Raw genomic sequence first — 13345 nt, forward strand, 5'->3', positions numbered from 1 at the left:
TCTCACCGCCGGACATCGAGGGGAAACGCAGGATGTTGTCCCGCATTCGCCATTGGCTTGCCAACACGCCGATCGACGATCCGGTCGACCGGCGCAACGCGAGTTTCATGCAGTTGCTTCTGGTCTTCGAGGGCTTGCGCATTCCTGCGACCAAGCTCTACTTGTTCGGCCTTTACGGCGCGTATCTACAGGAACATTTCTACGGCAAGGCGCGTATCGGCGCTTCGGCGGCGATGGCCATCGACATCGGCACCGACCTGGCGATGACCGTGTCGGCGTGGTTGGGCTTCTACCTGATTCGTCGTGGGCGATTCCCGCCCGCCGTCTCGCAATTCGTCGCCACCATGCTCGCGTGCGGTGCGGTGGCCTATGCGGCGTTCGGCTACCACGCGACCGACGGTAATCTCACGTTGATGATGATTCTCGCGCTGAGCGGCCTGATGCTCGGGCGCAAGGCGTTGTGGATGACTTACGCAGCGGAGGTCGCGATCCTGGTGATGAGCGTGGATCCTCTGAAGGCTTCCGGAAGCGGTGATGCACCCGGTCTTCTGCTGGCCATCTACAACCTCTTGCCGATGCGGGCGCTGACCAGCTACCTGCTGATTGCCCTGATCGTCGACCGCAGCATCTATGCGTTGCGCGAGAGCTTGCTCGAGTCGGATCGGCGCCGGCAGCAACTGGCCCTGGAGATTGCCGAGCGCGAGCGAACGCAGGAGCGACTGCTTCACTCGCAGAAGATGGACGCGGTCGGCAAGCTGGCGAGCGGTGTCGCCCACGACGTCAATAATGTTTTCGACATCATCCTTGGCTTTTCCACCGAGCGCGATCGCCTGCCTGCGGAAGATGAGCCGATGGACGGCAATACACGGGCCGTTGCCGATGCGTTGGAAGGTATCGAGTTGGCCGCTCGCCGTGGCACGGCGGTGTGCCGCAAGCTGCTCAATTTCAGCCGGAACGATGTCACGGTTACCGAGGAATTCGATGCGGTGGCGGCGTTGCGGGAGTTGCGTCCCCTTGCCCGGCAGTCCTTGCCCTCGCACTGCCAGTTGTGCATCGATGCGCCGCCGGATCCGCGGTTTATCCGTTTCGACCGCAGCCAGTTTGAAATGGCCGTCATCAACCTGGTGACTAACGCGCGCGACGCCATGCCGGGTGGTGGCAGTTGCACGATCACCCTGGAAGACAGCGACGGTTATATCGCGCTATCGGTACAAGACACGGGCATCGGGATGTCTGAATCGACCCGCGCGCAGATGTTCGAGCCTTTCTTCACCACCAAGCCCGCCGATCGTGGCACCGGCCTGGGCCTGAGTGTCGTCCACGACCTCGTGGTGCAGGCCGGTGGCCAGACGATCGTGGAGAGCGTGCTGGGGCAGGGGACGACGATCCGACTGCTGCTGCCGCTGATCGTGCGGGTGGCCGACACGTCAGGTTTCCAAAACGTAGCCCGTGCCGTGGGCGGCGTTTAGGGGCAGGGGCTCGCCGAGGGCGGCCAGGACCTTGCGGCGGAGGCGATGCACCATGGAATCCAGGCGGTGCGGATCGAAGGCGTCGACGTCGTCGGTGAGCACGGCGATCAGGGCCTCGCGCGACACGACTTGGTTAGCGTGCTGGATCATCGCTTCGAGCAGGAGGCGCTCGCTCTTGCTCAGCATCACCCGCCCGCCGGAGGGGGACAGCAGGAACCACTCATCCGGGCTGAGCGCCCAATGCCCCGCCGGCGCCATCGCTGGCTCCAGCCGCCGCGCCACGCTATACAGCGTGGCCACGAGGACGTCGATCTCCACCGGCTTGGTCAGGTAGGCATCGGCACCCTCGAACAAGCCCCGCACACGGTCGACGTTGTCGCTGCGGCCCGTGAGGATGATGATGCCGGCCCGAGGCACGGCGGCGCGGAGTGATCTCGCTACCTCGAAGCCGTCGCCATCAGGCAGGCCCAGATCGAGTAGAAAGATGTCCGGCGGCCCGATGCTGACCACCTCGCGCAGCTCGGCCGCGCTGCCGGTCGCGGTGACCTCGAAACCAAACTGCCTAAGCTTGGGCGCAAGGACGCGGTCGCGCAGCAAGTCGTCGTCATCCAGGAGCGCCAAGCGGAGGGGACGCGCCAGGCCGCCAGGCCTCAGGTGCAAATTCGCCACGCCGATTCCCCGATTCCCCGGTTTGCCAGGCCACGGATGCAGCCACTGGTGCGAGCTTGCCTTGCTGGTGGTGCGAAATCCAGCGGCTTCGGTAGTCGCAAGAAAAATCGCATAAGCTACGCACCGGGGAAAAAGGGAGCTTTAAGGGTGATCGGAAATGTGACGGCCCGCTGGCGCGGGGCGGGTTTGCTATTGCTTGTGCTGCTGTTGGCACTTTTTGTTCGACTGGCATGCTGGCAATCGCAGGCCATTGTCGATGAAGGCGTGCACGTGCCCCAGATCGAAAGCCTTATGCGGGGCAGCTTCGATACACAGCCGGTTCTGGCCATGATTCCCGGGTATCACGTTGTGATGGCCGGTCTGATGACCCTGAGCGGACTCGCCTCCCTGGGCGCCATGCGAGGGTTGAGTGCCCTATTCGGCGTAGCGGCCGCACTGATCTTTTATTTCATCAGGCGCAAACTGGCCGACGAGGACGCGCTGATGAGCGCGGCTCTCTTTTACGTGTTCCCGCTTTTCTATCCGTACTACTTCCTCGTCTATACGGATATCTTCTCGTTGACGGTGGTACTCCTCGCCGTCCTGTCTGCCATGAACGGCAGGCATGTTCTGGCGGCCTGCATCATGACGTTGTCCCTGGCAGTACGTCAGAACAACGTGATATGGGCTGCGCTCCTTGCTGCATACGCCGCTTGGCCTGCGCTGGTGGAGCGAGAAGGGAATGCCGCGGTGAAGCTCAAAGAGGCGATCACCAGGGCGCTGCCGTACGCGCTCCCTGCCATCGCCTTTCTCGCGTACTGGCGCTGGAACGGAACCATTGTATTTTCAGCAAAGATTTCCTCGGCCCATCCCGACCTTTCCCTGCATGCGGGGAATGTGTGGCTGACGTTGTTTCTCTTCCTGATGCTGTTCCCACACAGTGCCTGGAAGGGCTTGCAGGACTTTGCAGCGGCGGTGCGCACCAGGCCGTGGCTCATCGGTTTTCCGGTTGCCCTGTGCGTCTGGGTGAGGCTTCACGGCAGCGGCGACAACCAAGCATTCCAGGATTATTTCATTCGCAACGCGTTCATCGCGTTCGTGGCGCATGGATGGGCGAGGGTCGGCTTCTCTCTTGTGGTTGCGCTTGCCGCATGCTCCATCGTGTTCACGCGCTTTCGAGATCCGCGTGGCGTGCTTGTCTATCCCTTCAGTGTCGTCTGCCTGGCATCGTCGGTGCTTATCGAAAATCGATACTCGATCATACCTTTTGCGTTGTGGATGGCGTTTCGACGGGACGATAGTCCCCGTTGGATGATGGCGGTATGGCTCGTTCTATCGTTGCTGATCACGTATGGGGTACTGACGAAGACCTTCATGCTGTAACAGGCATGTGACAGCGGCGGGCAGGGCAGGCGCTTCCGGCCCTTGGGCCGGCCGGGAATAAAGTTCGGCCCAGGACGATCTTACCTGTCGTGGGCACGCCTCCCGTGCCGTCACCCAGAGGTATTCGTCATGTCCGTGCCCGTAAACGCCTCATACGCCGTATCGACCTTGCCGCCGATGACTTACACGAAAGTGGCCGTCACCATGCATTGGCTTATCGCGCTCCTGATCTTCCTCAATGTCGGCCTCGGCTTCTTCATGGAAACCTTTCCCAAGAGCGCGCCAGGGCACGACGCCGTGTTGTTCTACCATGCCTCGGTCGGCAGCCTGATCTTCATGCTTGCCGTGTTTCGTCTGTTCTGGCGAGCCACGCACAAGCCGCCGGCGCTGCCAGCCCATCTTCCCTCGTGGCAGCAAACGATCGCACATACCCTGCATTGGGTGCTGTATTCGTTGATGCTCGCCGTTCCTCTTTCCGGCTACCTGCACCGCATGGCGGGAGGGCACCCGGTCAGTTTCTTCGGGATAGGCTTCCTGCCCGTGCTGGTCGGCAAGGACGAGCCCCTGCGTCTGCTCACCGATACCCTTCATGTGTGCCTCGTGTGGGTCCTGTGTATCCTTGTCGTCGGTCACATCGGTGCGGCACTCAAGCACCGACTCATCGACCGCGATGGCGTTATCCAGCGTATGTTGCGTGTATGACGGGTAGGGAACGCAGTCACCATGACATCGACGAGTAGTCGTGCCTTTGTCGACGATCTGGCATTGAGCCATCTTGACGCTGCCTACAATCTTGGCCGTTGGCTGCTTGGCAGCGAGCAGGATGCCGCGGATGCCGTGCACGACGCCTACCTGCGCGCCGCCCGCGCGTCCGAGACCTATGCCGGTGGTAACGCACGCGCGTGGTGGCTCGCGATCGTACGTAACTGTTGTCTCGCCCGGCTTGCCGTACGCAATAAGGAGAAGCGGAACGTTGCGATCGACGGCAATCCCGCCGCCGCGGAACACTGGATGCCGCGTGCGGAGGCGGACGAGGTAGAAGAACGACTCGATAGCGCCCGACGCAGGCAGCTGATCACCGAACACCTGCGAAACTTGCCGGATCTTTTTCGTGAGGTGCTCATCCTGCGCGAAATCGAAGAGCTGTCGTATCGAGAGATCGCCGACGTACTGCAAACGCCCATCGGTACCGTGATGTCCCGTCTGGCCCGGGGACGCGCACTGCTACAGAAGGCACTGACCGATAACGGCAACAGGGAGGCTCCCCATGGACTGTAAGACGGCTAATGAGATGCTGCCGCTGTACTTCGACGGTGAGCTGGACCGTGCCACCAGTCGCGAGTTCGAAGCACACCTCGATGAATGTGCCGACTGCCGCGATGCCTTGATCGGGCTCGATGCCTTGCGCAGTTCGTTGCGTAAGGACGCGCCCCGGTATCGGGCGCCGGAGGCGTTGCGTGCCCGTATTCAACAGGAAATGGCGACCCCGGTCGCCCGTGTGCGGTCTCGCATGCCGCTGCCCCGGCTGGCGTTGGCGGCCTCATGGATACTGGCGTTTGTGGCAGGCGGGCTCACCCTGGCTGCGTGGAATCACGCGTCCAATCCCGGCCACGAGCAGGCCCAACTTACGCGCGACCTGTTTGCCAGCCACTGGCGGGCGTTGGCCGCGTTGTCGCCCATCGACGTGGTGTCTACCGACCAACATACCGTGAAGCCGTGGTTCGCCGGGAAAATCGCGACGGCGCCCGTCGTGCGGGATTTTGCCGCCCAGGGCTATGCGCTCATCGGCGGTCGCATCGACTATGCCGGTACGGAACGCGTTCCCGTCCTCGTCTATCGCCATGGCAAGCACGTGATCGATGTCTTCGTGCTGCCGCCAACGGCTGCCGCTGCCGGCAACGAACTCGTTCAATCGCAGGGCTATGTGCTGGAACGCGTTACGGTGGGCGGACAACCGGCAGCGATTGTTTCAGACATGGATGAGGCGGAGCTGACGCGATTCAGGGAGTTGCTGGCGGATGGTGTCCGTCCCGGCGGGGAGTGACTCGCTTCCGCGGCGTCAGCTATGCGGGAGCGCTTTGATCCATGCAACTGCCGCGGTCACCGGCTCGCTGGCGTCGGGTGAAGTCAGGTTGTGCCCCAGGGTAGGGAACATCTGGTAATCGTAGGGCTTGCCTCGAGCCTTCAGTGCGTCGAGGTGCTCGATCGACAAGCCCACCGGGGCCTGGATGTCCTTGCCTCCGAACAGCCAAAGGCCCGGCGTGGAAAGCGTGGCGAGGGTGTCGCGCGGGTCGGTGTCGGCAAACTGATATTTATCGGGATCACTGCGAACATGTTCGCGCGCATCGGCTTCGGTGTGCGTCTCCCAGAAGGACCGATTTCCCTGCGTGTAGAACTGAAACCTCAGCTGCTCGCGAGCCGTCACGACCGGGCCGCTGAACAGCACCATGAACTTCACGGTGGGATTTTTCTTCGCGGCCAGGGGAATGATCCACCCCGCCTGACTGAATCCTACGAGGCCGAGCGGGATGCTATTGCGTGGAAGGCGCGTCGACAGCTCGGCGACGGCGGCGCTGGCGTCGGTGGCCAGTAGATCGAAGTTGGCCGCGTCAATATTGTTGGTGCCGACTTCCGGGCCTGCGTAGACGCCGCCCGACTCTCCGACTCCCCGCTTATCGTACGTCAACACCGCGATGCCTTGGCTCGCCAGCCGAGAGGCGAACGTCGTCATGCGCTTTTCCTGACCCGATCCATGCACGAGGACGACGGCCGCATACGGGTGCTCGGGTCGGATGAGCGTGCCGACCAGCGTTACGCCTTCGCTTCTGAACCTGACGTCTTCAGACGTGACGCCTGGCGAATCGGCCGCTTGCGGGCGGGTTGATACCAACAGCAAAAGGCACATCCAAAGTCCACGGCCGTAGCGCATCGCTATGTATCCCCTGAGGTGGAAAGCACCTCGTCGATGTGGGGCAGCTTGGCATCATCCGTTACTAAGTTGGCAAATTATCCGACCAAATGCGCCATCGTTGCGCTGAAACTCCGGTTGGGCTCCATGAAACCTTCCTCCCGCCAGGGCGACCGAGGCAACGCGATCCATGCGAAACGACTTCCAGCCCCGGGAGGCACCCGAGGTACTTTCCCCGCTTACCTGAAAGGCGCTCAGCAGCCGATCGCCGGCGTGGTCGTCACCATACACATGGGGCTGCACGACGCGTTGCGTGTCGCCATAGTCAATGAGAAGCAGGAGTCGCTCATGAATTGCCTGGCAGATGATGGCGTCGAAGTCGGGCTTCACCGCCACCCCAACGCCGGGGCCACCTGTGTGAGAATCGATTCAATCAGGTGCACGTTGTAGTCCACACCAAGCTGGTTGGGCACGGCAAGAAGCAAGGTGTCGGCTTCGGCAATGGCCTCGTCGGCCGCGAGTTCCTCGACGAGGACCTCCGGAACAGCCGCGTAGGTTCTGCCGAACACGGCCTCCATGTTGTCGATAAAGCCGACCTGGTCCGTGGACTTGCTTCGACCGAAGTACGCGTGGTCCATGTCGTTGACCAGGGGAAAGATGGACCGCAGAACCGACACACGCGGTTCGCGCCCGTGGTCGGCCTTGGCCCACGCCTCGCGATAGAGCCGCATCTGCCTGGCCTGCTGCACATGCAGTGGCTCGTTGGTCTCGTTCGCTTTCAGCGTCGAGCTTTGCAGGTTCATGCCCATGGTGGCCGCCCATACAGCGGTGGCGTTGGAGGCCGAACCCCACCAGATACGTTCGCGCAGGCCGGGTGCGTGGGGCTCGAGCCGGAGGAGGCCGGGCGGGTTAGGAAACATGGGACGTGGATTCGGCTGGGCGAAGCCTTTTCCCTCGAGCAACTGCAGGAAGGTTTCGGCATGCCGGCGGCCCATGTCGGCATCGGTTTCTCCTTCCGCGGGCGCGTAGCCAAAGTGGCGCCAGCCTTCGATGACCTGCTCGGGGGAGCCGCGGCTTATGCCCAGCTGCAGGCGCCCGCCACTGATGAGATCGGCAGCCCCTGCGGTTTCCAGCATGTAGTGGGGGTTTTCATAGCGCATGTCGATCACGCCGGTGCCGATCTCGATGCGGCTGGTTCGCGCGCCGATGGCCGCAAGGAGCGGGAAGGGCGATGCCAGCTGATTGGCAAAATGGTGGACGCGGAAGTAAGCCCCGTCGGCACCGATCTGCTCCGCCGCGACGGCGAGATCGATCGATTGCTGGAGCACGTCGCGCGCAGACCGCGTCGCTGAGTGCGGAGAGTCGGTCCAATGACCGAATGAGAGGAAGCCGATGCGTTTCATGGCGGTAATGATACGGCGATCCCATCGACGGGTCGTTCCGTTGATGGATTGTGCCCGGATGAAATAAGAGCGCCCGCAGCCAAAAGTTGGGGTGACGCCTTGGCCCGGACGGACTAGGGTGGTCACAGTGACGACCCGTCTCCCCGCTACTGGACCCAAAGATGACTCCGCTCAAGATCGCCTCCGCCGCGTTGCTGGCATTCCTTTTAGCGATACCGGTCGCCGTCGTCGCCCAGACCGATAAAAAGCCGGCGGAAGACGCGAGCGCCGCGTCGCAGTACAAAAACCTGAATCTGACCAGGGATCCCAGGGCCGCGGCGGCAGGGGAGTACAAGCTCGACCCGCACCACACGTCCGTGACTGCGAAACTTGCCCACATGGATCTGTCGCGCTACACCCTTCGCTTCGATAGTGTGAGCGGCGGATTCTCGTACGACCCCACGTCAGCGACCGCTTCGAAACTGGCGATCTCCATCGACCCGAAGTCGGTCAGTACGGGTGACCCGACCTTCGACAAGCGAATCGCCGAGAAGTATTTTGAAGCCGATAAATACCCGTCGATCACCTTCACATCCGCGGTAACGAAGATCGTCGGCGATCACGTGACCGTCGATGGTGTGCTGGATTTCCACGGTGTAAAGAAGCCGGTCAGCCTGAAGGTCGTCTATCGCGGTTTTGCGCAGACACGCATGGGCTTCTCTGGCGAGGCGACATTCAAGCGATCGGATTTCGGGGTCGGCGAATGGACTCCCCTGGAAGCCGACGAAGTCACGATTCTTGTCGAGACTGAATTCGTGAAATCCTGACGCTAGCCACCCTCATATCTTCGAGGTAGCCTTCCCGGATCGCGCGTCGCCGGACGCCTTTCTGTCGGGATTACGAGATGCCCCGTGAGTTGTCCGTCATCGCGAAGCTTCGCCGGAGAGTCCGGACCAGCGAGGATTTCCTGGACCAGATCGGAACGCTCGCAGGGGTCGGTGGATGGGAGCTGGACCTGGCAAGCGGTACTCTCCGCTGGACCGCGCAGACCTGCCGCATCCACGACATGCCGGCCGATCACGAACCCACCCTTGAAGAGGCGATTGGCTATTACGCCCCTGAGGTACGCACGGTGCTCGAGGCAGCGGTGCTCCGTGGCATCGAGGAAGGGGAGGGCTGGGACCTCGAGTTGCCCATGACCACCGCCACAGGCAGGCAAATATGGGTCCGCGCGCAGGGAGCGGTCGAGCAGCGAAAGGGAAGGGCCTCGCGTCTGATTGGCGCGTTCCAGGACATCACCGAGCGGCGCCGGGACATCGATGCCTTGATCGCCAGCGAGCGACGCTTCCGCAGCCTGTTCACCTATAGCCTCGGCCTGATCTGCACTCATGACCTCGAAGGCCGGCTGCTGACGGTTAATCCGGCGGCGTGTCAGTCGTTGGGCTATTCGGAAGCCGAGATGCTCGGCATGCACGTGGGCCAACTCATGACGGCGCGCGACGCGGCGCGTGTGCCGGAATATCTGGCACGCATCCAGGCGCGCGGTACCGACGCGGGTCGCCTGCGCTTCCTTGCAAGGGATGGCACGCAGCGGGTGTGGCAGTACCACAACATGGTGGACACTCACGCTGGCGAAACGCAGGTGTTGGGTCACGCGCAGGACATCACCGAACAAGTTCTCCAGGAGCAGCGCCTTCGCGAATGGTCGATCCGCGACGCATTGACCGGCTGTTACAACCGGCGCTTTCTTGCCCAGTACATGGAGAGCATCGAACCCGGCGTGCCGTGGGCGTGCGTCACCCTGGACCTGGACAAGTTCAAGGCGATAAACGACACGTTCGGTCACCAGCGCGGTGATGAAGTCCTGGTTGCCATGGCGACGTTCTTCCAGCGTCATGTCCGTGCCGGTGACTACGTGATCCGGCTGGGCGGCGATGAATTCCTTGTCGTGCTACCCAAAGGCGCGATCAGCGACGCCCATGCACTCGCCGGACGTTTGGCCGTCGGCGCGGATACCGCGCCGTGCGGTTTCACGGCAGGATGCGCGGCGCACACGGCCGGGACGTCGGTTGAAGCGACCCTGGGCGAAGCGGACCGCGCCTTGTACACGGTGCGGCGCCGTCGCCGGGGCGAACCGTGATGAGACGCTGCGCCTGGGCGCGCGTCTCTGCCTGACAGGCCTTCGCGACTTCTTGCGTCTGCACGTCTTTCGTCACTGGTGCGATGCAACAAGCTGTCGCCTATGCATTTTTGGCAGTTGACGCCCTTTTTACAGTACGCTATATCTTGCATCACGCACGGCGTTCGATTGGACGTCCGTTCGCGTAACCCTTCCGGCAACCACACGGTATGCCGATTCGCAGCTCGCGATGAATGACGGACAGACCGCTACGATGCGTCGCCCCAATTCACATGAAAACGCCAGCTGCGCCTTCGCAGGTCGTCCGTTCGCGCGCGTCATGGCCGACGGCCTGCCGATCCTCGCACGTGCCAAGCTGAGCGCCCTGCGTTCGCGTGGCAAGTGCGTCGCTGGCTATTCTCCGCCGCAAACCTCCCGCTGATCGTCCGTCTGTCCTGATCGGCACGTTCAACCGTCCGTCGTGATGTTTTCGCACGCCCGCTAACGCTGGCGTGTGTGATCCATTCCGTCCGGGCCGCGCGACGAACCCGCTGGTCAGCTGAACTGCGCATCGCGCGGCGCAATGTCGCGCGTGCTTCCTAAAGCATCTCGGGGTGGGGGTAAGTCGTGGGTATCGATAGGGGTTTCAACAAGAAGTGTCTGGCCGTGGCCTTATGTGCCGTGCTCGGTGGGTCGGCGTTTGCGCAGGATGCGACGCCGGCACCGCCGCCATCCACGTCGCCCGCGAAGCCTGCGGCCGACAGCCAGGCGACGCCGCCGAAGCCAGACAAGGCAGTGCAGATGAAGGCGTTGAGTGTCGTCGCTAACCGCTACGACGCCACCAATATGCGCATGGACTCGATCAACACCGTGGACGTGCTGTCCGCGGCGGATTTGCAGCACACCGCCGTGCATAACGTGGCCGAGGCGCTGGGCCTGATGTCGGGCGTGAACGTGACGACCACGGGCTCGGGCTACTTCGGTGGTATCGACGGTGCGGCGCGCGGCGAGGGCATGTTTACCTCGGTTCGCGGCCTGCCTTCGGAGTACAACGTCAACCTGGTCAACGGCAGCAACGTCGCCCAGGGCATGCCGTACAGCCGCAGCGTGCAGCTCAGTCTGTTGCCGCCGTCGGGTCTGCAGACCATCGTGCTCAACAAGACCTCGACGGCCGACATGGACGGTGACGCCATCGGCGGCACGATCGACTTTCGCACGCCTAGCGCGTTCGATTTCAAGAAGGATTTCAGCGGCAGCGTGACCGCCAGCGGGCGCGTCGAAAGCCGTGCGCGGGATTACGGCGGCAGCGGCCTGGGCAGTGGCCTTGCCGGCGAACTGCAGGGCAAGTTCGGCTCGGAAAAGCAGTTCGGCGTGTACGTCAGTGGTTACTACGACTATCGCAATATCGCCAATAGCGAGATCGGCGCGGCGGAAAGTGCCTCGAACGACGGCTCCTGGGCCTTCCTGCACGCGACGTCCGACGGCCAGAATGCGCCCGGTTACGACCCGGCGCACAACCTGACCAGCCTGGGTACCAATGTCGGCGTGGCGTCCGGCTTCGAGCGTCGCTACGGCGGCAATATTTCGCTCGACTGGAACGTGGATCCCACGCTGAAAGCGTATGCGCGCATGACGTATGCCTATGCGCTGACCGAGCAGAACACGACCTATAACCAGCTGTTGCCGCAGGACGTGACTTACGTTCCCACGGCCACGCCGGGTGTCTACACTCCGAACATCGGCCGCATCGCCAACCGCTTCTGGTACGAAACCAACCCCGAGCGAGCCGATCTGGCGACGATCCAGTTGGGTGCCGACAAGACCGCGGGTGGCTGGACCATCTCGCCCAATGTGTTCTGGAGCATCGGTCGTAACGATCGCCCGAACCACGTCGAGATCGACGGCCGTGAAGACAAGTATTCGCAGGACAACTTCGCGTACAACCAGAGCTCGCTGCTCACCTATGGCAGTCATGGCTTTCCGTATCCGTCGCTGACCCCGGGCCTGCTGAACTCGGTCAACAACCTGCAGAACATGTACGCCAACGACTATGGCGAGGTCACCGACATCCGCTCGGGCCAGAAGCGCGGCGGTGCCAAGCTCGACCTGCGCTACGACTTCGAGGACGGTCCGCTGCAGTCGATCAAGTTCGGCATGAAGTACAGCGACAGCTCCCGTGAGTTCACCGACCGCGACTATTCGACCGCCGGTATCAACGACGGAACGACCACGCTCAACGATCTCGGTATTATCAAGGGCTATTACAACCAGATTTTCCCAGGCAAGTTCGACTGGACAACGCCGCAAATCAGTCGCTCGGCGGTCGCTTCGCTGATCGCGAACAACCTGCAGCCAGGCGACCTGGATACCTGTAGCCAGCTCGACTACAACAACTTCAATTGCGACACGATGCGTGGCACCGAGGCCGTCACTGCGGCCTACGCCATGGCGACGTTCCAGAGTGGTCCGTGGGAGGTCATCCCGGGTGTGCGTTTCGAACACACCTCGATTCGCAACACCTTCTGGACCACCCCGCAGGATGCCGACGGGAACGAACAGCCGGGCTACTTCTCCAACAACCACACCATCTACAACGAACCGCTGGGTAGCCTGTTCATCAACTACCGCCCGGACGGCAACATCGTCTACCGCGGTGCTATCTGGCAGAGCTACACGCGTCCTGCGTTCGTGCAGCTGGGCGGCGGCTCGCAGATCAGTGTGTCCGACGGGGTGACCACGATCACCACCGGCAACCCCAACCTCAGCCCGATCAAGGCCACCAACGTGGACCTCGGGGCGGAGTGGACTACCCAGAACGGCGGTTACGTCTCGCTGGCCAGCTACTACAAGAAGCTGCGCAACTACATCTACGACAGCGGCGGCGGCCAGGCCGACCCGAACACCTCGGGCGTGGGTACCGTGCTGACCAAGACGCCGACCAACGGTGGCGATGGTCGCGTCGTCGGCCTCGAGGCGACGTATCGGCAGAAATTCCAGAACCTGCCGGCACCGTTCGACGGCATGGGCTTCAGTGTCAACGCGACACGACAGAACTCAAAGGTGGACCTTGGGCGCGACGGATTCGAGAACGAGCGACTGCAGTCGGCTCCGCAGCGCATGGCCAACGCGGAGTTGTTCTACGAGAAGTACGGCTTCTCGGTGAACCTCAGCTACCACTACACCGGCTCTTACCTGTCGACCTATGACTTCCTCAACCAGAACAGTCCGTGGGACGACCTGTGGATCCGGCCGATTCGTCGCGTGGACCTGCATCTGGGGTATGCGATGTCCAACGGCCTGCAGTTCGACCTGCAGGTCAGCAACCTGACCAAGCAGTACTCGTACTGGTCGCACATCGGCAGGAACAGCCTCGCCAATTCGGATATCGTCGATGCGGGAAGGACCACCCTGCTGACCGTGAAGTACAACTTCTGAG

At 62.3% G+C, this 13345-nt stretch carries 12 protein-coding genes; 9 read left to right on the forward strand and 3 right to left on the reverse strand.

From position 1 onward, the window contains the following. Positions 1–32: 32 nt before the first annotated feature. Positions 33–1469 (forward strand): ATP-binding protein, encoded by a 1437-nt coding sequence (locus HB634_RS01075; RefSeq protein WP_213947110.1) that lies wholly within the window; start codon positions 33–35, stop codon positions 1467–1469. Here HB634_RS01075 and HB634_RS01080 read toward each other — a convergent pair. Continuing rightward, positions 1428–2090 carry a response regulator transcription factor gene (locus HB634_RS01080; protein WP_255548308.1) on the reverse strand — a complete coding sequence of 221 codons (663 nt, stop codon included), beginning with the start codon at positions 2088–2090 and terminating at the stop codon, positions 1428–1430. The two genes, HB634_RS01075 and HB634_RS01080, sit on opposite strands and share 42 nt — an antisense overlap. An 84-nt stretch (positions 2091–2174) precedes the next feature. On the opposite strand from HB634_RS01080, the gene HB634_RS01085 reads away from it, so the two are divergent. The 4 genes from HB634_RS01085 (at position 2175) to HB634_RS01100 (ending at position 5544) form a co-directional block, all read left to right on the forward strand. Beyond that, entirely contained in the window at positions 2175–3500 is a 1326-nt protein-coding gene (locus HB634_RS01085) for a hypothetical protein (protein WP_213947111.1), read from the forward strand. A gap of 129 nt (positions 3501–3629) precedes the next feature. Continuing rightward, the gene (locus HB634_RS01090; RefSeq protein ID WP_063571702.1) at positions 3630–4202 is read left to right on the forward strand and encodes a cytochrome b; all 573 of its coding nucleotides are present in this window, start codon (positions 3630–3632) and stop codon (positions 4200–4202) included. A gap of 21 nt (positions 4203–4223) precedes the next feature. After that, positions 4224–4778: a sigma-70 family RNA polymerase sigma factor gene (locus HB634_RS01095; RefSeq protein ID WP_213947113.1), complete on the forward strand. Its 555-nt coding sequence runs from the start codon at positions 4224–4226 to the stop codon at positions 4776–4778. After that, a complete protein-coding gene (locus tag HB634_RS01100) occupies positions 4768–5544 on the forward strand; it encodes a zf-HC2 domain-containing protein (RefSeq protein ID WP_213947116.1) in 777 nt (258 codons plus the stop codon). Before HB634_RS01095 ends, HB634_RS01100 begins: the two co-directional genes overlap by 11 nt. A 15-nt stretch (positions 5545–5559) precedes the next feature. On the opposite strand, the gene HB634_RS01105 is transcribed toward HB634_RS01100, so the two are convergent. Both HB634_RS01105 and HB634_RS01110 read right to left on the reverse strand, forming a co-directional pair. Next, positions 5560–6429, reverse strand: coding sequence for an alpha/beta fold hydrolase (locus HB634_RS01105; protein ID WP_213947119.1), 870 nt, complete (start codon positions 6427–6429; stop codon positions 5560–5562). 365 nt (positions 6430–6794) lie between these two features. Continuing rightward, positions 6795–7811, reverse strand: a complete 1017-nt coding sequence (locus HB634_RS01110; RefSeq protein ID WP_213947121.1) for an LLM class flavin-dependent oxidoreductase — start codon at positions 7809–7811, stop codon at positions 6795–6797. A 161-nt stretch (positions 7812–7972) separates the two neighbouring features. Between HB634_RS01110 and HB634_RS01115 the strand changes: the two genes are divergently transcribed. The 4 genes from HB634_RS01115 to HB634_RS01130 all read left to right on the forward strand — a co-directional run bounded on the left by HB634_RS01115 (position 7973) and on the right by HB634_RS01130 (position 13344). After that, a complete protein-coding gene (locus HB634_RS01115; RefSeq protein ID WP_063573325.1) occupies positions 7973–8617 on the forward strand; it encodes a YceI family protein in 645 nt (214 codons plus the stop codon). 77 nt (positions 8618–8694) lie between these two features. Beyond that, positions 8695–9930 carry a sensor domain-containing diguanylate cyclase gene (locus HB634_RS01120; protein WP_213947124.1) on the forward strand — a complete coding sequence of 412 codons (1236 nt, stop codon included), beginning with the start codon at positions 8695–8697 and terminating at the stop codon, positions 9928–9930. A gap of 253 nt (positions 9931–10183) precedes the next feature. Next, entirely contained in the window at positions 10184–10351 is a 168-nt protein-coding gene (locus HB634_RS01125) for a hypothetical protein (protein ID WP_213947125.1), read from the forward strand. 185 nt (positions 10352–10536) lie between these two features. Then, positions 10537–13344, forward strand: coding sequence for a TonB-dependent receptor (locus tag HB634_RS01130; protein ID WP_063572795.1), 2808 nt, complete (start codon positions 10537–10539; stop codon positions 13342–13344). Position 13345: the final 1 nt, after the last annotated feature.

This window comes from Luteibacter sp. dw_328, assembly GCF_018449605.1.
Classification (GTDB): domain Bacteria; phylum Pseudomonadota; class Gammaproteobacteria; order Xanthomonadales; family Rhodanobacteraceae; genus Luteibacter.